General features: G+C 57.3%; 24 protein-coding genes. 22 read left to right on the top strand and 2 right to left on the bottom strand.

Annotated features, from left to right (window positions below):
- Nucleotides 1-216: 216 nt before the first annotated feature.
- Together rluC and VIL80_RS14860 are read left to right on the top strand one after the other, a co-directional pair.
- Nucleotides 217-1,179, top strand: a complete 963-nt coding sequence (gene rluC / locus VIL80_RS14865; RefSeq protein WP_332036877.1) for a 23S rRNA pseudouridine(955/2504/2580) synthase RluC — start codon at nt 217-219, stop codon at nt 1,177-1,179.
- Between the two features lie 48 nt (nt 1,180-1,227).
- Nucleotides 1,228-1,872: an HAD-IA family hydrolase gene (locus VIL80_RS14860; protein WP_332036876.1), complete on the top strand. Its 645-nt coding sequence runs from the start codon at nt 1,228-1,230 to the stop codon at nt 1,870-1,872.
- A 12-nt stretch (nt 1,873-1,884) separates the two neighbouring features.
- Here VIL80_RS14860 and VIL80_RS14855 read toward each other — a convergent pair whose 3' ends face one another.
- Nucleotides 1,885-2,478: a Maf family protein gene (locus tag VIL80_RS14855; protein WP_332036875.1), complete on the bottom strand. Its 594-nt coding sequence runs from the start codon at nt 2,476-2,478 to the stop codon at nt 1,885-1,887.
- Nucleotides 2,479-2,614: 136 nt separating this feature from the next.
- On the opposite strand from VIL80_RS14855, the gene VIL80_RS14850 reads away from it, so the two are divergent.
- The 15 genes from VIL80_RS14850 (at nt 2,615) to VIL80_RS14780 (ending at nt 15,150) form a co-directional block, all read left to right on the top strand.
- Nucleotides 2,615-3,157, top strand: a complete 543-nt coding sequence (locus VIL80_RS14850; RefSeq protein ID WP_332036874.1) for a YceD family protein — start codon at nt 2,615-2,617, stop codon at nt 3,155-3,157.
- A gap of 79 nt (nt 3,158-3,236) precedes the next feature.
- Nucleotides 3,237-3,428, top strand: a complete 192-nt coding sequence (gene rpmF, locus VIL80_RS14845; RefSeq protein ID WP_043316110.1) for a 50S ribosomal protein L32 — start codon at nt 3,237-3,239, stop codon at nt 3,426-3,428.
- 3 nt (nt 3,429-3,431) lie between these two features.
- A complete protein-coding gene (gene plsX, locus VIL80_RS14840) occupies nt 3,432-4,466 on the top strand; it encodes a phosphate acyltransferase PlsX (protein WP_332036873.1) in 1,035 nt (344 codons plus the stop codon).
- 76 nt (nt 4,467-4,542) lie between these two features.
- On the top strand, nt 4,543-5,487 hold the full coding sequence (fabD, locus tag VIL80_RS14835; RefSeq protein WP_332036872.1) for an ACP S-malonyltransferase: 945 nt from the start codon (nt 4,543-4,545) through the stop codon (nt 5,485-5,487).
- Between the two features lie 72 nt (nt 5,488-5,559).
- A complete protein-coding gene (gene fabG, locus VIL80_RS14830) occupies nt 5,560-6,315 on the top strand; it encodes a 3-oxoacyl-ACP reductase FabG (protein ID WP_332036871.1) in 756 nt (251 codons plus the stop codon).
- A gap of 224 nt (nt 6,316-6,539) precedes the next feature.
- The gene (gene acpP / locus VIL80_RS14825; protein WP_010130751.1) at nt 6,540-6,776 is read left to right on the top strand and encodes an acyl carrier protein; all 237 of its coding nucleotides are present in this window, start codon (nt 6,540-6,542) and stop codon (nt 6,774-6,776) included.
- Nucleotides 6,777-6,946: 170 nt separating this feature from the next.
- Entirely contained in the window at nt 6,947-8,188 is a 1,242-nt protein-coding gene (fabF, locus tag VIL80_RS14820; RefSeq protein WP_332036870.1) for a beta-ketoacyl-ACP synthase II, read from the top strand.
- A 73-nt stretch (nt 8,189-8,261) separates the two neighbouring features.
- Nucleotides 8,262-9,125 carry an aminotransferase class IV gene (locus VIL80_RS14815; RefSeq protein ID WP_332036869.1) on the top strand — a complete coding sequence of 288 codons (864 nt, stop codon included), beginning with the start codon at nt 8,262-8,264 and terminating at the stop codon, nt 9,123-9,125.
- A 100-nt stretch (nt 9,126-9,225) separates the two neighbouring features.
- Nucleotides 9,226-10,242: an endolytic transglycosylase MltG gene (gene mltG, locus VIL80_RS14810; protein WP_332036868.1), complete on the top strand. Its 1,017-nt coding sequence runs from the start codon at nt 9,226-9,228 to the stop codon at nt 10,240-10,242.
- A 70-nt stretch (nt 10,243-10,312) separates the two neighbouring features.
- Nucleotides 10,313-10,951 carry a dTMP kinase gene (gene tmk / locus VIL80_RS14805; protein WP_332036867.1) on the top strand — a complete coding sequence of 213 codons (639 nt, stop codon included), beginning with the start codon at nt 10,313-10,315 and terminating at the stop codon, nt 10,949-10,951.
- 10 nt (nt 10,952-10,961) lie between these two features.
- Nucleotides 10,962-12,005, top strand: coding sequence for a DNA polymerase III subunit delta' (locus VIL80_RS14800; protein WP_332036866.1), 1,044 nt, complete (start codon nt 10,962-10,964; stop codon nt 12,003-12,005).
- A 154-nt stretch (nt 12,006-12,159) separates the two neighbouring features.
- Nucleotides 12,160-12,513, top strand: coding sequence for a PilZ domain-containing protein (locus VIL80_RS14795; protein WP_332036865.1), 354 nt, complete (start codon nt 12,160-12,162; stop codon nt 12,511-12,513).
- A gap of 128 nt (nt 12,514-12,641) precedes the next feature.
- Nucleotides 12,642-13,418: a TatD family hydrolase gene (locus VIL80_RS14790; protein ID WP_332036864.1), complete on the top strand. Its 777-nt coding sequence runs from the start codon at nt 12,642-12,644 to the stop codon at nt 13,416-13,418.
- Nucleotides 13,419-13,448: 30 nt separating this feature from the next.
- Complete coding sequence (locus VIL80_RS14785) at nt 13,449-14,081, top strand: dUTP diphosphatase (RefSeq protein WP_332036863.1); 633 nt, start codon at nt 13,449-13,451, stop codon at nt 14,079-14,081.
- 88 nt (nt 14,082-14,169) lie between these two features.
- Nucleotides 14,170-15,150: a malate dehydrogenase gene (locus tag VIL80_RS14780; protein ID WP_332036862.1), complete on the top strand. Its 981-nt coding sequence runs from the start codon at nt 14,170-14,172 to the stop codon at nt 15,148-15,150.
- A gap of 75 nt (nt 15,151-15,225) precedes the next feature.
- On the opposite strand, the gene asnS is transcribed toward VIL80_RS14780, so the two are convergent.
- Nucleotides 15,226-16,626, bottom strand: a complete 1,401-nt coding sequence (gene asnS / locus VIL80_RS14775) for an asparagine--tRNA ligase (RefSeq protein ID WP_332036861.1) — start codon at nt 16,624-16,626, stop codon at nt 15,226-15,228.
- A 316-nt stretch (nt 16,627-16,942) separates the two neighbouring features.
- Here asnS and VIL80_RS14770 point away from each other — a divergent pair, with 316 nt between their 5' ends.
- The 5 genes from VIL80_RS14770 to VIL80_RS14750 form a co-directional block, all read left to right on the top strand.
- Nucleotides 16,943-17,464, top strand: coding sequence for a DUF2244 domain-containing protein (locus VIL80_RS14770; protein WP_332036860.1), 522 nt, complete (start codon nt 16,943-16,945; stop codon nt 17,462-17,464).
- Nucleotides 17,465-17,577: 113 nt separating this feature from the next.
- Nucleotides 17,578-18,054, top strand: coding sequence for a thioredoxin-dependent thiol peroxidase (bcp, locus tag VIL80_RS14765; protein ID WP_332036859.1), 477 nt, complete (start codon nt 17,578-17,580; stop codon nt 18,052-18,054).
- A gap of 356 nt (nt 18,055-18,410) precedes the next feature.
- Nucleotides 18,411-18,857 carry a helix-turn-helix domain-containing protein gene (locus VIL80_RS14760; RefSeq protein WP_043316188.1) on the top strand — a complete coding sequence of 149 codons (447 nt, stop codon included), beginning with the start codon at nt 18,411-18,413 and terminating at the stop codon, nt 18,855-18,857.
- Nucleotides 18,858-18,992: 135 nt separating this feature from the next.
- Nucleotides 18,993-19,325 carry a preprotein translocase subunit YajC gene (yajC, locus tag VIL80_RS14755; protein ID WP_332036858.1) on the top strand — a complete coding sequence of 111 codons (333 nt, stop codon included), beginning with the start codon at nt 18,993-18,995 and terminating at the stop codon, nt 19,323-19,325.
- Between the two features lie 133 nt (nt 19,326-19,458).
- On the top strand, nt 19,459-20,194 hold a 736-nt coding region (locus tag VIL80_RS14750), incomplete at its 3' end, for a 1-aminocyclopropane-1-carboxylate deaminase/D-cysteine desulfhydrase (protein WP_332036857.1).

The following is a 20,194-nucleotide window of genomic DNA, read 5'->3' as shown; positions in this document are numbered from 1 at the left end:
CGACTGGCGGTATTTTCTCAAGAACGGCACCTGAGTTTTTATATAGCAGAAAAACCGTGCACCGCCGAAAACCAGCCCCAATACAGACGGGCCGAATATACCACGGCATATTTTCCGCATCAATTGCGGCGCTTTAAATGGGCAGGGCATGGGGCTATTATGCGCGCGGTAAGCAGTAACCCTCCCGTATTCACTTCCCAGGTCGTGCATTTCTCCATGAGTACTGATCAGTCGCCATCGCCCCAAGGCCCCGGCGTGCAATTTTTTACCGTTCCCGAAGAATTGGCGGGGCAGCGCATCGACAACTTCCTGCAGGCCCGCCTGAAGGGGGTGCCGCGTTCGCGCATTTACCGGATTCTGCGCAAGGGGGAGGTGCGGGTTAATAAAGGAAGGGTGAAGGCCGAGTATCGTCTGCAGGGCGGTGACCTGGTGCGGGTGCCGCCAATCCGTATGGCTGAGGAGTCAGCGCCGGCGGTTGCGGGTGACTCTCTGCGCAAGGCGCTGGAGTCCGCAATCCTGTTTGATGAGGGTGGTCTGCTGGTGGTGAACAAGCCGGCGGGGCTGGCCGTGCACGGTGGTAGCGGTGTGCGCCTGGGGTTGATTGAGGCCCTGCGGCAAATGTATCCGGAAAGTCCGTTTATGGAGCTGGTGCACCGCCTCGATAGGGATACCAGTGGCGCCATCCTGGTGGCGCGCAAACGTGCGGTCCTGCTGCATATCCAGTCTGAACTGCGCGCGGGCAAGCTCGGCAAGTCCTATCTGGCGCTGGCGGCCGGTAAGTGGCCGCGGGGGCGAAAAATTGTTGAGGCGCCTCTAAAGAAAAACACCCTGAAGAGCGGCGAGCGCATGGTGGTGGTGGATGGCGAAGGCAAGCCGTCGACGACCCGCTTTCAGGTGGAGGAGCGATTCAATGGTGCGACCCTGATGTCCGCTGAGCCGGTCACCGGGCGTACTCACCAAATCCGAGTGCATGCACAGTTTGTAGGCTGCCCCCTGGCCGGGGATGCCAAGTACACGCCGGATGAGATCAATAGCGCCTTTCGTGAGCAGGGTTTGAAGAGGCTTTTCCTGCATTCTGCGGGGGTGCGGTGCACATTGCCGGATGGCCGGAAAGTGGATGTTAAGGCGCCACTGCCGTCGGAGCTGGAGGCGGTGCTTGCCAACCTGCGCCGGGCCTGATGATTCGGGTGTTTCGGTGTTGACAGTTTTGAGGGGGAGATGGGCTCGATGCTGGTGATTCTTGATTGGGATGGCACGGTGTGTAATTCCGAGGCGCGTATTGTTGCCTGTATGCAGCGCGCGTCAGGTAGGGCAGGACTACCGGTGCTGGCTCCGGAGGTGATCGGCAATATCATCGGCCTGGGACTGCCGGAGGCCATTGGCATTCTGTTTCCCGCCGCCGACCAGGAGCAGCGGAACGATTTGCGCGAGTACTATGCGCAGGAATGGTTGGCGGCGCGCGGTGAGCCTCTCCCGCTTTTTGACGGTGTGTGGGCAACCCTCGATAGATTGCTTGTGGCCGGCCATCAATTGGCGGTGGCCACGGGGAAAAGTCGCAGAGGGCTCAGTCGTGAATTTGAGGAGCACGGCATCGGGCATCTGTTTGTGACCAGCCGCTGCGCCGATGAAACCGCATCCAAGCCGGACCCGCTTATGTTGTGGGAGATCCTTCGGGAGACGGGGCGGGATGTGCGTGAGGCGGTGATGGTCGGAGACACCGAGTACGACCTAAAGATGGCTTCGGCGATCAATATGGCGGCTATCGGCGTAAGTTATGGTGTGCACAGTCGGGAGCGGCTCAATGAATGTGCCCCCCAGCGAATCATTGACCACTTTGCGGAGCTGTTGCACTGGCCGCCCCTAGTGGCTTGAGTGGCGCCCTGATCAGCTTTCAGGGTGGCTGAGAGGGTCCAGCTGATACAGTTTGAGTAGGTCGATTAGTCGAATTAATGGGAGTCCGATTAGTGTATTTGGGTCGTTCCCTTCCATTTTTTCGAATAGTGCGATACCCAACCCTTCGGCTTTGAAGGAGCCGGCGCAGTCGAGTGGTTGGTCGCGCTCGACATAGCGTTGGATTTCATCGGTACTGAGATTGCGAAAGTGCACGGTGAAGGTGTCGCATAGTGTGCTGTGCTTGCCGCTTTTTGCGTCCGCGAGGCACAACCCCGTATGAAAGTTGACCGGGTGGCCGGAGCAGAACTGCAGCTGTTCCACCGCGTTGTCTGTGTTGCCGGGTTTGCCTAGCAGGCGCCCGCGACATTCCGCAACCTGGTCCGAGCCGATGATCAGGGCATCCGGAAACTTGCTGGTCAGTGCAAGCGCCTTTTCCGTTGCCAGGCGGGTGGCGAGCTCACCCGCCGACTCTCCGTCAAATGCTTCTTCCTTTATATAGGGAGCTTGGCACTCAAAGGGGATGCCCAGCTTTTCGAGCAGGGCGCGGCGATAGGGGGAGCTTGAGGCTAAAATCAGTTGGCGCATGAATTTAGTGACCCGATTTGTTTGGTGTCGTGAAACACCAGTGTGTGGCCGGTGTGCCGCTGGGGTTCGGGCGCTGATCATGCGGTGGTTGAATTGTTTTGACAAGGCTCAGGTGAGTCCATAGAATTGCGCGCTTATGTCGATACCCCCCCAGAAAACTGCGCTTCCGCGCCGCATAGATGCCCGAAAACTGGTGCAGCGCGAGCAGCATCTGGACGGCGTTATACCGCGCGATGCATTGCCCCGACTGGTGTCCTCAACGGAATCCGTTGTTGACGACGTTGCGGTCACCCTGGACTTTGCCCGGGACCTGCAGCGCAATCAGGTTGCTACCGGGCATGTCGAGTTGCAAGTGGAGCTGACCTGTCAGCGCTGCCTGCAGCCGGTTAGGGAGCAGATTGAAGCGGATATTGCCTGGGGCTTTGTGTGGTCTGAAGAGCAGGGCAAAAACCTGCCCCGATCTCTGGATCCGGTGATACAGGAAGGCGACGAGCTGGATCTGTATCAGGTATTGGAAGATGAAATTTTGCTCAACCTGCCGATGGTTGCCTATCACCAAGAGGAGTGCGTCCCACGGGATGAGTTCCGCAGCGGTGAGAAGGCGCAGGAAGCAGTAGGGCAACAAGAAAACCCCTTTAAAGTACTGGAACAGTTGAAGGGTTCGTCAAACAAGTCTTAAGAGTTGTTTGAAGGGTTTGGGCTCGCCGGTAGGCGCCCCGGTTCCGGTGTTAACTGTTAGTTATGTTAAGGAGCACCAAATGGCTGTTCAGCAGAACAAAAAAACCCGTTCCCGTCGCGGCATGCGTCGTTCTCACGATGCGCTGAGCGGACCGACTCTGTCCGTAGATCCGACTACCGGTGAGAAGCATCACCGTCACCACGTGACCAAAGACGGTTTCTACCGTGGTCGCAAAGTGATCGACGTCGGCGGCTCTTCCGAAGAAGAGTAAGTTTTGTCCAGCCAATTACGATTGGCCGTGGATGCGATGGGCGGGGACTTAGGTCCCCGCTCTGTCGTTCCGGCCTGCTCTAGATTCCTCATTCGCTTCCCCCAGGCGGAACTGAAACTGTTCGGCCCCCGTTCCCAGCTGCAAACCCTCCTGATTAAAGAGCCCCCTTCGGTACGCGAGCGTCTCGAGGTGATTGACTGTGTCCAGGTGATTACCCAGGGCTGTAATCCAGTGCAGGCTCTGCGGCACAAGCGTGAATCCTCCATGGCCAAGGCGCTCGAGGCGGTGGCTGGCGGTGATTGTGGCGCAATGGTCACCGCCGGAAATACCGGAGCGCTGCTGGCGCTTGGGCGCAGTATTGTCGGCACGGTAGAGGGTGTGCGCCGCCCGGCGCTCGGCAAGTCCCTGCCTACGGAAGATGGATCCTGCTTCCTGCTTGATCTCGGTGCCAATATCGACTGCAGTGCCGAAGATTTGGTGCAGTTCGCACGGATGGGTTTGGAGGCCCAGCGGGTGTTTTCCGGTAAATCCGATCTCACTGTCGCGCTACTGAATATCGGTGCCGAGGAGCACAAGGGTACCGAGGAGATTCGCAAGGCGGGGCAGCTGCTGCAGGCGGATCCCGATATTAACTATGTGGGATTTGTCGAAGGTCACGATATTTTTACCGGTATTGTCGATGTGGTGGTGTGCAATGGCCTGATGGGAAATGTGGCCATGAAAGCCGCCGAGGGCGTCATACGACTAATTGGTCAAAAGACGTTTACCATTGACAAAAAAGCGCCGATAAAGCGTTTTTTTGGCCAATTAGCCATAAATTTGTTGCGAAAATGGCGCGCACAGCTAGAACCCGGCCGCTATAATGGCGCCAGCTTTTTGGGGCTGGAAGGCAACGTCATTAAAAGTCATGGCGGTGCCAGTAGTGAGGCGTTTTACCGCGCCATGCTTACGGCGAAAGAGTGCGCTGAGTCGGATCTGGCGCAACAATTGGGCAGGGCCATGGCTCTGCAAAACCAGCGTCACACCGGGTGTGATTGATTCACACCTCTGGTCAGTGGCGCCGCTTCCAGACCCTCCCAGTTAAGGCTCCACTTATTTGGTTGAAGGATGTTCCATGACCAATCCAGTTTTGGCGTTTGTATTTCCCGGCCAGGGTTCCCAGCAGATCGGTATGTTGGCGGAAGCGGCCGAGGCCTTCCCTGAAATCAACGCAACCTTTTCCGAAGCTTCCTCCGTTCTCGGCTACGATCTGTGGGATCTGTGCCAGAACGGTTCCCAGGAAGACATCAATCTCACTGAACGCACCCAGCCGCTGCTGCTCACCGCGAGCGTGGCGCTCTATCGTGCATGGCTCTCCCAGGGCGGCGCAAAACCCGCATTGATGGCAGGTCACAGCCTTGGCGAGTGGTCTGCACTGGTCTGTGCCGGTGTGCTGGCCTTTGAAGACGCCGTGCGTCTGGTACGCGAGCGCGGCCGCCTGATGCAAGAGGCGGTACCGCCTGGCGAGGGCGCTATGGCGGCGGTAATTGGTCTTGACGATCAGGCCGTAGAAAGCGCCTGTGCAGACGCTGCGCAGGGAGCGATTGTGGCGGCGGTGAACTATAACTCTCCGGGGCAGGTGGTGATTGCCGGTAGCTCCGCAGCTGTTGAGCGTGCGATCGAGGCATGTAAGGCTGCCGGTGCCAAACGCGCCATGCCACTGCCGGTCAGCGCACCTTTCCATACCGAGCTGATGCGCCCTGCGGCAGAAAAACTTGCGCCGCAGATCGAGGCGACTACTTTCCTCGAGCCGCAAACACCGGTCGTCCACAATGTGCACGCCAAAATGGAATCTGACCCATCCGCGATCAAGTCCCTGATGGTAGAGCAGATTTACAGCCCGGTTCGCTGGACGGCGTGCGTAGAGGCAATGGCCGCTGCGGGTATCGGGCAGCTGGTTGAGTGTGGTCCGGGCAAGGTTCTTGCAGGACTGGCGAAACGTATCGACCGCAATCTCGTCGCGCACAATATCGAAACGCCGGCACAGTTGTCGGAAGCCGTAAAATCCACCGCACAATAAGATAAACAAAGCCGATTGCTTGTACGCCGTCGCAAGATGGCGGGTGCGGCATTTTGGCAAACGGGAAAAATTATGACTTTTTCAACTTCGCTCGAAGGCAAGGTGGCCCTGGTAACTGGTGCCAGCCGCGGTATTGGTGCTGCAATTGCGGACCTGCTGGGTGCGCAGGGTGCCATTGTGATTGGTACTGCTACCAGCGCTGCCGGTGCTGAAAAAATTTCTGCGCGTTTCGCAGAGAAGGGCGTAAAAGGCGCCGGTAAAGAGCTGGATGTCACCAATCCTGAAAGTGTTAGTGCTGTTCTGGATTCAGTAAAAGCTGAGTTCGGTGCGCCCACCATTCTCGTTAACAATGCGGGCATTACTCAGGACAACCTGTTGATGCGCATGAAAGACGACGAGTGGGATTCTGTACTGAATACCAACCTCACCGCGGTTTACCGCGTGACCAAGAGCTGCCTGCGGGATATGACCAAGGCGCGCTGGGGTCGCATCATCAATATCAGTTCCGTTGTTGGAAGCATGGGCAATCCGGGCCAAAGCAACTACGCTGCTACCAAGGCAGGCGTAGCGGGCTTTGCGCGCGCATTGGCGGCGGAAGTGGGCTCTCGCGGAATTACTGTTAATACCGTTGCGCCGGGTTTTATTGACACCGATATGACCAAGGTGCTGCCGGATGCTCAGCGCGAAGTGCTGATGAGTAAAATTCCTCTGGGCCGACTTGGTGCACCTGAAGAGATTGCATCTGTTGTCGCATTTTTGGCCAGCGACGCTGGCGGTTATGTGACCGGAGAGACCATTCACGTGAATGGCGGTATGTATATGGGCTGATTTTCTCTCGAGAAAATCGCCATAAGTGATTGATTGATAAAGAAATATTTATCATTCAAGGGTTGCTGGGAGGCGGTGCATTACATCCCGAAAAAATCAGGGTACAATGCCGCCTCGCATTAACCATAAGCTGTGTTAGCCGGTTGCTGAATAACCACATGACGTGGGCAACTTTTAAACAGCGACCAAATCAGATTTTTATCCACTAGGAGTTAAATTGAATCATGAGCAGCATTGAAGAGCGCGTAAAAAAGATCGTTGCTGAACAACTGGGCGTGAAGGAAGAAGATGTAAAACCTGAAGCATCCTTTGTTGAAGATCTGGGCGCTGACTCCCTCGACACAGTTGAGCTGGTAATGGCTTTGGAAGAGGAATTCGAAACTGAGATTCCTGACGAAGAAGCAGAAAAAATCACCACTGTTCAGCTGGCCATCGATTACATCAACCAGAACCTCGGTTGATTCCAGCTGGATAGCTCAAGTAAAGGGTAGTTTTACCCATTACTGAAGTATTGCGAGAGCCGTTCTATGTTGCATAGCGCGGCTCTCCGTCTATTTGAACCTTGTAAAAAAGCGACCGGAATTGGCATTTAAGTTTCCGGTGCGTTTGATTGATTTCGGGGGAGGCGCAAGTGTCGCGTAGAAGAGTTGTTATCACCGGAATGGGCGCAATTAGTCCGCTGGGAAATACCCTTGAAGATACCTGGTCCGCCTTGTTGGCTGGCTCCAGCGGCGCAGTGCCGATTGATACCTTTGATGTATCAGCATTCAGCACCCAGTTTGCCGCGACGGTAAAAAACTTTAACCCCGAGCCTCACGTCGCGCTGAAAGAAGCGCGCAAAATGGATTTGTTTCTGCAGTTTGGCATGAGTGCGGCAGTGCAGGCCGTTGAAGATTCCGGCCTGGAAGTGACTGAAGCCAACGCTCCCCGCGTAGGTGCCTGTATCGGCTCCGGCATGGGTGGTATTGCCGCGATCGAAAACAATGCCATGCTGATTGCGGAGAAGGGCCCGCGTCGCGTTTCTCCGTTCTTTGTTCCCGGAGCCATCATCAACATGGTGTCGGGCAATCTGTCGATCAAATACGGTATGAAAGGCCCGAACCTTTCCACCACTACTGCCTGTACCACGGGCACCCACGCCATTGGTCTCGGCCTGCGCACTATTCAATACGGTGACGCCGACGTGATGGTGTGTGGCGGCGCCGAAATGGTGACCACTCCGGTAGGCCTCGGCGGCTTCTGTGCAGCGCGCGCACTTTCCACCCGCAACGACAATCCGCAGGCGGCCAGTCGCCCGTGGGATAAAGATCGCGACGGTTTTGTGCTGGGCGAAGGTGCCGGTGTACTGGTGCTCGAGGAGTACGAGCACGCGAAGGCTCGCGGAGCAAAAATTTACGCTGAGCTGAGTGGCTTCGGTATGAGCGGCGATGCATACCACATGACATCCCCACCTGAAGACGGTGCCGGTGCTGCACTGTCCATGGCCAATGCGCTGAATGACGCCGGCCTGGACGCCTCCGCGATTCAGTACATCAACGCGCATGGCACCTCCACTCCCCTGGGTGACAAAGCGGAAATCGCTGCAGTTCGCTCGGTATTTGAAGACTGTCTGGACCAGCTCGCGGTCAGCTCCACCAAATCCATGACCGGCCACTTGCTGGGTGCAGCGGGTGCCATTGAAGCGATTTTCTCGGTGATGGCCCTGCGTGATCAGGTAGCGCCGCCCACCATCAATCTGGACAACGTGGATGAGAATTGCCTGGGTGTAAACCTGGTGCCTCACACCGCGCAGGAGATGAAAATCGACGCGGTGCTGTCCAATTCCTTCGGGTTTGGTGGCACCAACGGTTCGCTGATTTTTCAGCGAGTCTGATGTCTGACCTGACATTGTCAAACGCGGCGGATGCGACTTCTCCAGGTCGCATCCGCTCGGCTTTCCTTTCTTTGTGACTCAGTCAGCCCCGCAGTTTTATTCTTCCTCCGGCAGCCAGCAATCGCTGCCTGAAGATGGCGAGTTCTCCAGCGGTCTGCTGGAGACCATGCGCGCCGAAAGCGGTGCTATTCCCCTGTTACCTCTGCACCTTGCTCGATTTGCGCGCTGCGCACATGCGGATTCTTTTTTGCTTTCGCAGGTCCAAGCTGCGGCAGAGTGCATTGCTCGCAATACCGCAAGCTGGCGCTACGGTGCGAGAGTCCGCTTCCGCTACGGATTTTGGCTGGGGGAGGTGTACTGGGATTTTGCTGCGGTACCACTCGAATCCGCATCGCCCTGGGATCTCGGGGTTAACCTGATCTGCTGTGAAACTGTGCTCGAGCCTGAAGCGGTGATTTCTCCGTTCATATCTTCAGGCGCGGCAGAAACGAGAAGTGGTTGTGCGCCTGTATCGGTCTCTGGTTGTAAATTACTGCAGCGCAGGTTGTATGAGCGCGCCGCGGCGGAATTGCCGCAGGTTGCTCACACAGGGCCGCTTCCCGAGGGCTTGCTGTTTGATAGCCAGGGTTACGTTATCGAAACGCTGCGCTGCAATCTTTTGCTGCGAAAGGGCGACCGGTGGTTGACTCCGGACCTCTCCCGCTGTGGGGTAAGGGGGGTGATGCTCGAGTGGCTGGCAGGTCATGTGGAAATCGGCGAACATCACCTGAGCCTTGCTGATGTGCTGGGCGCGGAAGAGTTGGCAGTGTGTAACAGCGTGCGCGGTGTGGTGGCGGTGGTCGGAATTCAGGCCCCGGTGATCGAGCGGTCGCAGCCACTGGTCACAGGTTCCGCGACAAGGGCATTGCAGCAGCTGGTGGCTGATAAATTATGGTAGAAGCAACGTGGTAGCGAAAAAGAAAAAAACATCGAATGCGAAGGCGAATACCGGCAGCGCGGGCAAACGCGGATTGAACTCGTGGCTGCGTGGATTCCTGGTGTTGTTTTTTCTCGGAGTTGCAGGCGGTGCCGCGGCTTTCTGGTCCGCGCAGCATGCGCTGGTCAAGCCACTGTCTCTGCCGCTGAACGGATTGCGTATGGATGTTGAGTCCGGCAGCAATCTCTCCAGGGTTCTCAATCGACTGCACGAGCAGGGTGTGGTCCGTTCACCGGTGTGGGTGCGGTTGTACGCCCGGATAAAAGAGCAGGGCAGTATTCACCCGGGCGAATATATGATTCCCGCCGGCAGCAATGCCATGGATCTGGTGGCGCGACTGCATCGCGGCGATGTTACCCGCTACCGTGTCACCCTGGTGGAAGGCTGGACATTCCAGCAGGCACTGGCGCAGATTCGCAACGCCAAGCGGATCAGGTCCACACAGGACGGTGAAACAGTGGCCAGCGCGGCAGCGGCGCTCGGTATTGAAGGCAACCCGGAAGGCCGAATTTTCCCTGATACCTATGTATACCGCTCTGGCTCATCGGACCTGGACCTTCTGCGTCAGGCTCACCAGCGAATGGAAAATGTGCTGGCGGAAGAGTGGCAGCAACGCGCGGAAGATCTGCCCTATAACAACCCCTATGAAGCGCTCATCATGGCGTCCATCGTCGAGAAGGAAACCGGTGTGCCCTGGGAGCGGGATGAAATCGCCGGTGTATTTGTACGCCGATTGGGCAAGGGTATGCGGCTACAGACCGATCCCACAGTGATTTACGGTCTTGGTGATAGCTACGATGGCAATCTGCGGCGTTCGCATCTGCGTGCAGCCACCCCGTACAATACCTATGTAATCAGCGGTATGCCGCCGACGCCGATCGCGTTACCCGGGCGCGAGGCAATTCGTGCGGCAATGCACCCCAAGGCCGGCGAATCGCTTTATTTTGTTGCCAAGGGAGATGGCTCGCATCATTTTTCCGCGACGCTTTCCGAGCATAATCGCGCAGTGCAGGAATACCAGCTAAAGCGTCGTTCCGATTACCGTTCAGCGCCGGTGGAAGCCAAGAACCGCGATTGATCGATACACGTTAACAATTTCAACAACAAAACTATTTCGTGCACACGCACAACAGGCCACTAGCGAATTCATGACAGATTTACCCAGAGGCAAATTCATCACCCTGGAAGGTGGGGAGGGCGTCGGCAAGTCCACCAACCTTCGGTTTATTACCCAGTGGCTGGACGCGCGCGGTATCGACTTTGTGCAGACCCGTGAACCGGGCGGCACGCCACTGGCGGAACAATTGCGCACGCTGCTGCTGGAAAAGCGCGAAGAGGCGGTTGATCCCACTGCGGAACTACTGATGGTATTCGCCGCGCGTGCGCAGCATCTGAGCCGCGTCATACTGCCGGCGCTGGCCGCAGGTAAGTGGGTTGTGTGCGATCGCTTTACCGATGCCACCTATGCCTACCAGGGTGGTGGTCGCGGATTGGACCGCGCGCTAATTGGTGAGCTGGAGCAGACCGTGCAGGGCGACCTGCGCCCCGACCGAGTATTACTGCTGGATCTCGACCCGGTAATTGGGCTGGAACGGGCCGCATCCACTGGGGAAGCGGACCGCTTTGAAAGTGAGCAGCAGGTGTTTTTCGAGAAAGTGCGTGCGGCTTACCTCGAGCGCGCAGAAGCGGCGCCTTCGCGTTATGCCATCGTCGACGCCGCCAGGCCGCTGCCAGAAGTGCAGCAGCAGCTGGCGCAGGCACTGGAAGCGATTGCCGCGGCGCCTTGATGACAAGCCTATGAAAAATGATTCTGTGAGCGAAGAAACCGTCGTCGAAAGACAGCCCGCCATTCCGTCCCCCTTGCCCTGGCAGGCGGCGCAGTGGCAGCGCCTCGGCGCCCAGTGGACCGCCGGCCGCTGTCCACATGCGCTGCTGATCAGCGGTCAGCCCGGTCTCGGCAAGCGGCGGTTTGCCGATGCCTTTGCCGCGCTGCTGCTGTGCGATCAGCCCCGGCACGGACTTGCCTGCGGTGAGTGTCGAGGCTGCCAGCTGCGCATTGCCGGTTCCCACCCGGACCTTATCCGCGTAGTGCCAGAAAAGGTGCAGGGGCCACTGAAGGTCGAACAGATACGGCAGCTCGGTGAGTTTGTCGGGCGCACCAGTGGTCGCGGGGGCGCCCGGGTGGTCTGGCTGGCACCGGCGGAGTCAATGAACATCAACGCGGCCAACGCACTGCTCAAGAACCTGGAGGAGCCCTCCGGTTCAGTCGTCTTTCTTTTGATTACCGACAATCCCTCCGGCCTGCTGCCGACTATCCGCAGCCGCTGCCAGACGATTGCGTTCCCGGTACCGCCACAGCAGTCGGCGTTGCGCTGGCTGAATGACAGTGGGGTGGAAGGTGAGGTTGCCATCGGTGCGCTGACGCTCGCCGGCGGCGCGCCATTGCTGGCGGTCAGTCTGATGGAGCCGGAATCCCGCGAGCTGCGTGAGCAGTTTCTTGGAGATATCACTGCACTGACCCGCGGCGACGAGAGTCCGGTCACACTGGCTGGACGCTGGGAGTCACCGGGGGAGGGGGGCGACCTCAACCTGCTGCTGCAATGCTGGCAGAGTTGGGTGGGGCAGATGTTGCGTGCGCGCAGCACCGATAGTGGCAGTGAGCGCACCATCATGGCACTGTTACAGCGATTGCCCGGTGGCGGACCCGAAGGTATGCGGCGACTATTCGGCTTTTACGACCAGCTGTTGAAGGCGCGCGGATTGCTCAACGGGAACAGCAACCCGAATAAGCGCTTGTTGCTGGAAGAGCTCATGATTCGCTGGGCCGCGCTTTTTCGCTGAGTTGTCGAATAGGATACTTCAGGCCAGTAGACAGGCTGCGCCCGTGCGCGGTAAGTTACAGCGAATGTCCGCAGCGGGATCGCGGGTATAAAAAGAGCTAAACACGAAAATTTCAGGGCGCAGGGGCTATGCGGCCAAAGGAATGGGGTTGAGTATGAAAGGTATGGGGGGCGGTGCCCGCAACGGTATCCTGTCGCTGAAAATTCAGGACAAATCCGTGCTATATGCGGCCTATATGCCATTTGTGAAAAATGGTGGTCTGTTTATCAATACCGACAAGAGCTACAGCCTCGGCGATGAAGTTTTCCTGCTGCTCAGCCTGATGGATGAACCGGAAAAGCTGCCGGTTGCGGGAAAAGTGGTATGGATTACCCCAACCGGCGCCCAGGGCAATCGCACGCCGGGTATCGGTATCCAGTTTAGCGACAAAGAGCACACCGCTCAGAGCAAGATTGAAACCCTGCTGGCGGGATCCCTCGAATCCAGCCGCCCCACTCACACGCTCTAAATTCATCTTTTCAGCGAATATCCCCGGCGCCATGACGAGCGCGCCGGGGCGCCAGTCTGTATAATTCCCGGCTTTCTTCATGACAATCGCCCCGTCGCGGGCGGTCCGTAACCCACGGGACAGGTTTCATGCTGGTAGATTCGCACTGTCATCTCGACAGGCTCAAACTGGACAAATTCGACGGCGACCTCGATGAGGTGTTGGCGCTTGCGCGCAGTCGCGGCGTGGGCAAGTTCCTGTGCGTCGGTATCAGTCTCGAGAATGTGGACGATGTGGTGAAAATCGCCAATCGCTACGAAGACGTGGTCTGTTCTGTGGGTGTGCACCCGCTGGACGTGGACTCCGGGCTCGCGGACGTGGAAAAGCTGAAGGCGCTCGCGGCACAACCCAAGGTGGTGGCGCTGGGGGAAACCGGCCTCGACTATTACTACAGCACTGAAACCAAAGAAGTACAGCAACAAAGTTTTATCGCCCACCTGCAGGCCGCAGGCGAGGTGGGGCTGCCTGTCATCGTCCACACCCGCGACGCCCGTGAAGACACCATCGAGTTGATTCGCACCCACGGCAGTCGTGAACATGCCGGTGTACTGCACTGTTTCACCGAGAGCTGGGACATGGCGAAGGCCGCGCTGGACCTCAACTACTACATTTCCCTGTCCGGTATCGTGACCTTCAAAAATGCGGAAGAGCTGCGTGAAGTGGCCAAACGAGTACCGCTGGACCGGTTGTTGGTGGAAACCGATTCACCTTATCTGGCACCGGTGCCGTATCGCGGCAAGCCGAACATTCCTGCCTATGTGCGCGAGGTGGCCGAATTTATCGCCGACCAGCGCGGTATCAGTTACGAGGCGCTGGCCGAAGCCACCACCGAAAACTTCCATCGACTTTTTCCTCGCGCCGCCTGAGCGCGACCACTTAATTATCGGGAATTGCTTATGTTGCAACAGCAATTGCAGACCATGCTGGCGCTGCAGGACGACATCAACACGCTGGTGAACGAAAACTGGCGTGCACAAAATTTTGCCTGGTACCGCGCCATCTGGGTGGAAAGCGCGGAGTTGCTGGATCACTACGGCTGGAAGTGGTGGAAAAAACAGCAGCCAGAAATGGAGCAGGTGAAACTCGAGCTGGTGGATATTTGGCACTTCGGCCTGAGCCTGGAGCTGCAGCAGGGGTCGCCGGAACAGGTTGCAGAAAAAATGCAGCAGCAACTTTCTGCACAAGCACCCAGAGCCGGTGATTTCCGTGAGAATCTGGAAGCCTTCACCCTGAAAACCCTGGTTACAAAACAGTTCGACCTGGTGGGTTTTGCGCAAATGATGGCCGATGTGGAGCTGCCGTTTGATGATCTCTATCGTCGCTATGTGGGCAAAAATGTCCTGAACCGTTTCCGCCAGGACCACGGTTACAAAGACGGCAGCTATCAGAAACTCTGGGCAGGGCGAGAAGACAACGAGCACTTGGCAGACGTTGCTCAATCTTTGGACGCTTCCGCAGAAGATTTCAGCAATCAGCTGTACACAGCATTAAAAGCGCGCTATCCAGGCTCGGCGAAGGATTTGGCCTGACGAATTTGGCCCGGTTCCGACCAAAGGCTAATGAAATTTATTGACGAGGCCCTATAATGCGGGCGCCTGAAAACAACGGAGATTAATCGTGAAAGCACCTGTTCGTGTCGCAGTTACCGGCGCCGCCGGTCAGATCAGCTACTCGCTGCTGTTTCGCATCGCTTCCGGTGAGATGCTCGGTAAGGATCAACCGGTCATTCTCCAGCTGCTGGAAATCACTCCTGCACTGGAAGCCCTGAAAGGCGTGGCTATGGAGCTGGAAGACTGCGCGTTCCCGCTGCTGGCTGGTATCGTACAGTCCGACGACGCTACCGTTGCCTTCAAAGACGTTGAATACGCACTGCTGGTTGGTGCTCGTCCGCGCGGCCCGGGTATGGAGCGCAAGGACCTGCTGGAAGCCAACGCTGCCATCTTCTCCGCGCAGGGCAAAGCTCTGAACGAAGTCGCTGCGCGCAACGTGAAAGTGCTGGTAGTGGGCAACCCCGCCAACACCAATGCCCTGATCGCCCAGCGCAACGCGCCGGACCTGGATCCGCGCAACTTCACCGCCATGACCCGTCTGGACCACAACCGTGCCCTGACTCAGCTGGCGAACAAGACCGGTTCCACCGTGAACGACATCACCCACATGACCATCTGGGGCAACCACTCCGCGACCCAGTACCCTGACCTGCACCAGGCCAAGGTAAATGGTGAAGACGCCATGGGCAAAGTGGATCAGGAGTGGTACGAGACCGACTTCATCCCAACCGTGCAGCAGCGCGGCGCCGCCATCATCAAGGCACGTGGCGCTTCTTCTGCGGCTTCCGCGGCCAACGCTGCGATTGACCACATGCGCGATTGGGCGCTGGGCACCGCAGAGGGCGACTGGACCAGCATGGCTGTGTACAGCGATGGTTCCTACGGTATTCAGGAAGGCCTGATCTACTCCTTCCCGGTAACCTGCAAAAACGGTGACTGGGAAATCGTTCAGGGCGTGGACATCAACGAATTCTCTCGCGAGAAGATGACTGCTACCGAGACTGAGCTGGCTGAAGAGCGCGATGCTGTTGCACACCTGCTGCCCTGATTTCACGAATCCCGATTTGTGAAATCAAAAAACCCGCACAATGTGCGGGTTTTTTTATGCTCGTGAAAAACCGGATCAGAATTTCACGTTGCGTGGGGTGCGCGGGAAGGGGATGACATCGCGGATGTTGCCCATGCCGGTCACGTAGGAAACGATGCGATCGAAGCCGAGGCCGAAACCGCCGTGGGGTACAGTGCCGTAGCGGCGCAGGTCGCGGTACCAGTCCAGGTGATCCTTGGGAATGTCCATTTCATCCATGCGCGCGTCCAGCTTGTCCAGGCGCTCTTCGCGCTGGGAGCCGCCGATAATTTCGCCAATGCCGGGAGCGAGAATGTCCATCGCCGCCACGGTTTTGCCGTCGTCGTTCATGCGCATGTAGAAGGCTTTGATGTCCTTCGGGTAGTTCAGCACGATCACCGGCTTCTTGAAGTGCTTCTCTGCGAGGTAGCGCTCATGCTCGGAAGCGAGGTCGATGCCCCAGGAAACCGGGAACTCAAATTTCTCACCACACTTCTCGAGGATCTCGATAGCTTCGCAGTAATTGATGCGCGCAAAGTCGTTGTCGATGATGTTTTCCAGGCGGCTGATGGCTTCCTTGTCGATGCGCTCGGCGAAGAACGCCATATCATCGGGGCGCTCTGCCAGTACTGCCTTGAATACGTATTTCAGCATCTCTTCCGCGAGATTGGCGCAGTCCGCCAGGTCGGCAAAGGCGATTTCCGGTTCCACCATCCAGAACTCCGCCAGGTGGCGGGTAGTGTTGGAGTTTTCCGCGCGGAAGGTGGGACCGAAGGTGTAGACCTTGGACAGCGCCAGGCAGTAGCTCTCGACGTTCAACTGGCCGGAAACGGTGAGGAAGGTTTCTTCGCCGAAAAAGTCCTGGGAGTAGTCCACTTCGCCCTTGTCGGTCAGGGGGAGGTTGGACTGGTCCAGGGTGCTCACACGGAACATCTCACCAGCACCTTCACAGTCGGAGGCGGTAATGATGGGCGTGTGCACATAGTTGAAGCCGCGCTCGTGGAAGAAGCGGTGGATCGCCTGCGCGATGCAGTTGCGCACCCGAGCCACGGCGCCGCTCACATTGGTGCGCGGGCGCAGATGGGCGTGCTCACGCAGGTGCTCCATGGTGTGGCGCTTGGGAGACATGGGGTAGGTGTCCGGGTTCTCCACCCAGCCCACCACGGTAACGTTGGTCGCAAGCAGTTCGATGGCCTGGCCCTGGCCCTCGGAAGGCTTGATCGTGCCTTCAATATCTACTGCGCAGCCAGTGGTCAGGCGCAGGACTTCGGACTGGTAATTGTTGATGCTGGACTCCACGACCACCTGAATCGGGTCGAAGCAGCTGCCGTCGTGCACGGCGAGAAAGGACAGGCCGGCCTTGGAATCGCGGCGGGTGCGAATCCAGCCCTGAATGCGCACAGTCTGGCCTTCGCGCTGGCTGGATTTGAGAAGCTTATCAATGGATTCAACTTGCATGATGGTGCTCTTGTTGTTCGCGTTTGCTGATGGGCATGCCCGCGAGGGCAATGACGCGGCTTTATATGCGCGGCTTGTGGTCGCGCAGGCGAATGACGCCGGCATCTTGCCCCCTGACCGCGCGAAAATCCAGCCCCGGAGCAATGTGACCGCATGCGGGGGATAAACTGACTTGCTGGTGCGCAACTCCGGGAGAGTGTAGTTCAGTGGAGGTGGAGGGCAGGGCACGCGTCCGGACTTGCCTGGCTGACGTGACCCTTGGTTCGAAAAACCGCTGTCCTACACTGAAATCGTCACAGTGATGGAAGCAGTACCCATGGTCAAAGAAGTCGGCGGCGCGCGCGGGCGTCGGACCTGCATTCTCCTCGCGCCCAATCAATCCCTATCGCTGGAAGGTAACCTCTGGGTGTTTATCTCGCTGGTGGCTGTATCCCTGGGTATCAGTATCGCTTTTGCACTGGCGGGGGCATGGATGGTCATTCCCTTTGCGGGACTGGAAATCCTGTTACTGGCGGTGCTGTTCGGCTACGTATATATGGAGGGTACCCGGCGGGAGGTGATTCGCATCAGTGACGATTGGGTGATACTGGATACCAGTCGAGGTAGCCTCAAGCGCCCGGTTTACCACACCGAATTTGACCGCAACAGCCTGGCGATACTGGTACGTATGGGGACCACGCCGGCGGAACCCGCCGCAGTGACCTTTACCGGTCCGGAAGGTTGCCTGGAAGTGGGTGAGTTTCTCACCGATGCAGAAAAGGCAGCACTTGTCGAAAAACTGGGCAGCTGTGGGCTTCGCGCGCGCCGCGAGCAGTGTTTTCGCCTGCAGGAATTCTGAGCGGCACAGTCGCCGTCTGCAGTCTGGTTGTCTATTGGATATAATCCGCGCGTTTCACGGCGCAAGACGCGCGTCATTCATCTATCCGATACATCCACTGCAGGGGAGGGGATATGGCATTTCCCAAAGTCGGCAATCTGGCACCGGCATTCACGCTGAATAATCAAGACGGCCACAAAGTGTCTCTGAAAGATTTCAAGGGCAAGAAGAACGTGGTGCTGTACTTCTACCCGAAAGCCCTGACGCCTGGCTGTACGACCCAAGCCTGCGGTATTCGCGACAGCGCTGGAGAATTTTCCAGCAGAGATACGGTTGTCTTTGGTTTGAGCCCGGACCCGGAAGCCAAACTGCAGAAGTTTATTGAAAAGTACGCACTCAACTTTGACCTGCTCGCGGACGAGGATCACAAGGTCGCCGACAAGTACGGCTGCTGGGGCCTGAAGAAATTCATGGGCCGCGAATATATGGGGCTGCTGCGTACCACCTTCATCATCGACAAGGACGGTCGCCTGCGTCATGTGATCGACAAGGTGAAAACCAAGACGCACCATGACGATGTGCTGCAGTGGATTGACGTAAACCTGGTCTGAGCCTTTGGGGGCTCGGGCGTCTAATTGTAAGGGGTGGCGGATGCAAGGTTTTGTGCGCCAATTAAAAAAAAATCACTGTCGTCCCTTGCATTCTCCTCAGATGGTCTATACTGGCTTGTGTAAAGGAGCGCCGCTCAACCGTCTGGCCCAGAGCGATTGGGTGTGGTGCGAGGAAGTTGTACAAAAAATACTCACTCTGGGTAGGGCTTCGATGCCTGTTTTCAGGTGCGCCCCCGCACCCAGGTAGTAGTCAGCAGTAGCGGTATTCATATTGCTGGCAGTGGTAAATAGGGACTCGCAGGAAGCGGGCATAGAACAATAACCGCGGCTCAAGGAACCCAACAAGGAGCAGCTCAATGAACCATATTCAGCCAGACCAAGCTTCGCTCTCAGAAGACAAACCCTTGCAGCAGGCAAGACTGTCCGGTGACCCGAACATTCTTGACCAGTTGCTGGCGCCGCCAGAAGCTACCAGCTTCGGTATCGCCGCTCGAGTAATCGACGTGCTGGAACAACGGATTGGAAAGGCATCTCTGGCAATTCGACCCGTAGCTTCTGACCTCAGTATGTCTACCCGGACCCTGCAGCGTCGTTTGCAGGAGCACAACCTGAGTTTCGCCTCTCTGCGTGATCACGTGCGTTTCCGTCATGCGGTGCACTTCCTGAAGGATACTGCACTGAGCGTGGATGGTATTTCCCGCATTCTCGACTTCTCCGACAGAACCAGTTTTACCAGTGCATTCAAGCGCTGGACCGGGATGTCCCCCACGGGGTATCGCCGTCAGGTTCGTCAAAGATTCTGAGAAATTTCTACAGAAACCTCGCATCACGTAATCCAGTGCCCCGGTTTGCCGCCGGTGCTCTGGATTGCCTCATTTTGACAAAGCCGTTAGAGTTGGCCCCCAGAATTTACGACTGACTCTATCGAGGTTTGGAACATGGATTTCTTAATTCCTGCCGCTATGGCGCAAGAGGCCGCACCGGCTCCTCAGGGTAACCCGCTGGTAACCCTGCTGATGTTTGCTGGTCTGTTTGTGTTCATGTGGCTGTTTATTATTCGTCCGCAGCGCAAGCGTCAAAAAGAGCACCAGGAACTGGTTGGTGCGCTGAAGAAGGGCGATGAAGTGGTGATGACCAGCGGTATGCTCGGTCGTGTGGAAAAAGTTGACGACGATTACCTGATTCTGGAAGTGGCTGACAATATGAAGCTGAAGTTCCAGAAGGTCGCGGTACACGCCGTACTGCCGAAAGGCACCATCAAAAATATCTGATCGCACGATCTCTGCCATGTCACGCAACGGTGGTGTGTTGGCGAGTTTTGAGCGAAAAGTAAAAAACCCGGTTTCCCGCCGGGTTTTTTTATGCCCAGAATATGGGCAGATTGCATAGATAAGGAAGTAGACCGTGAGCATCCAATATCCGGCCCGTGAACACCTGGCGAACCTGCCCACGCCATTGCAACCGCTAAACAAGATCACCGAGCTTTTCTCCACACCATTCGGTGGGCCCCAAATCTGGGTCAAGCGGGATGACCTCACCGAGAGTGCCATGTCCGGCAACAAGGTGCGCAAGCTCGAATACATTATTGCCGAGGCAAAGGCACGGGGGTGCAATACCCTGATTACCTGTGGTGGCGAGCAGTCGAATCATTGCCGGGCCACGGCGCTTGCCGCGGCCAAGTGCGGAATGAAAGCTCACCTGATTCTTCGTGGTGCGGCCGAACTAACTAGCGGGAATATACCTGACGGTAATCTGCTGATGGACTATCTCGCCGGCGCCCGTGTTTCGGTCTATCCACTGAAGGAATACGTAAGTCGATTGCCTGAGTTGTTTGAAGAATGGGCGAGCTTTTACCAGAAGCAGGGGGATCGTGCGCTATGTATTCCCACTGGAGGTAGCGACGGCCTTGGAATCTGGGGTTATTTGCAGTGCGCAGAAGAGTTGCTCGCAGACTGTCAAAGCCTGGGGTTTCAGCCGGACCGGCTGGTGTGCGCCAGCGGCAGCGGCGGCACTCAGGCGGGGTTGACGCTGGGTTGCCAGATGTTGGGGGCGGACACACAGGTTACCGGTTATGCCGTGTCCGACAGTGAAGCCTACTTCATCGACAAGATACAGGAAGATGTGCGGCAGTGGGCTGAGG

Source organism: Microbulbifer sp. (genome assembly GCF_036563125.1).
Lineage (GTDB): Bacteria > Pseudomonadota > Gammaproteobacteria > Pseudomonadales > Cellvibrionaceae > Microbulbifer.
The sequence above is the reverse complement of the archived record's forward strand: the minus strand, read 5'-3'. Positions and strand labels throughout refer to the sequence as shown.

What these genes read in the sequence shown, in the direction of transcription:
- VIL80_RS14760 (WP_043316188.1), top strand. Translation starts at nt 18,411, where the DNA reads ATGAACCATATTCAGCCAGACCAAGCTTCGCTCTCAGAAGACAAACCC.
- VIL80_RS14800 (WP_332036866.1), top strand. Translation starts at nt 10,962, where the DNA reads ATGAAAAATGATTCTGTGAGCGAAGAAACCGTCGTCGAAAGACAGCCC.
- acpP (WP_010130751.1), top strand. Translation starts at nt 6,540, where the DNA reads ATGAGCAGCATTGAAGAGCGCGTAAAAAAGATCGTTGCTGAACAACTG.
- VIL80_RS14790 (WP_332036864.1), top strand. Translation starts at nt 12,642, where the DNA reads ATGCTGGTAGATTCGCACTGTCATCTCGACAGGCTCAAACTGGACAAA.
- VIL80_RS14860 (WP_332036876.1), top strand. Translation starts at nt 1,228, where the DNA reads ATGCTGGTGATTCTTGATTGGGATGGCACGGTGTGTAATTCCGAGGCG.
- bcp (WP_332036859.1), top strand. Translation starts at nt 17,578, where the DNA reads ATGGCATTTCCCAAAGTCGGCAATCTGGCACCGGCATTCACGCTGAAT.
- tmk (WP_332036867.1), top strand. Translation starts at nt 10,313, where the DNA reads ATGACAGATTTACCCAGAGGCAAATTCATCACCCTGGAAGGTGGGGAG.
- rpmF (WP_043316110.1), top strand. Translation starts at nt 3,237, where the DNA reads ATGGCTGTTCAGCAGAACAAAAAAACCCGTTCCCGTCGCGGCATGCGT.
- VIL80_RS14855 (WP_332036875.1), bottom strand. Translation starts at nt 2,478, where the DNA reads ATGCGCCAACTGATTTTAGCCTCAAGCTCCCCCTATCGCCGCGCCCTG.
- yajC (WP_332036858.1), top strand. Translation starts at nt 18,993, where the DNA reads ATGGATTTCTTAATTCCTGCCGCTATGGCGCAAGAGGCCGCACCGGCT.
- VIL80_RS14850 (WP_332036874.1), top strand. Translation starts at nt 2,615, where the DNA reads ATGTCGATACCCCCCCAGAAAACTGCGCTTCCGCGCCGCATAGATGCC.
- fabG (WP_332036871.1), top strand. Translation starts at nt 5,560, where the DNA reads ATGACTTTTTCAACTTCGCTCGAAGGCAAGGTGGCCCTGGTAACTGGT.
- rluC (WP_332036877.1), top strand. Translation starts at nt 217, where the DNA reads ATGAGTACTGATCAGTCGCCATCGCCCCAAGGCCCCGGCGTGCAATTT.
- VIL80_RS14785 (WP_332036863.1), top strand. Translation starts at nt 13,449, where the DNA reads ATGTTGCAACAGCAATTGCAGACCATGCTGGCGCTGCAGGACGACATC.
- VIL80_RS14795 (WP_332036865.1), top strand. Translation starts at nt 12,160, where the DNA reads ATGAAAGGTATGGGGGGCGGTGCCCGCAACGGTATCCTGTCGCTGAAA.
- fabD (WP_332036872.1), top strand. Translation starts at nt 4,543, where the DNA reads ATGACCAATCCAGTTTTGGCGTTTGTATTTCCCGGCCAGGGTTCCCAG.
- asnS (WP_332036861.1), bottom strand. Translation starts at nt 16,626, where the DNA reads ATGCAAGTTGAATCCATTGATAAGCTTCTCAAATCCAGCCAGCGCGAA.
- VIL80_RS14770 (WP_332036860.1), top strand. Translation starts at nt 16,943, where the DNA reads ATGGTCAAAGAAGTCGGCGGCGCGCGCGGGCGTCGGACCTGCATTCTC.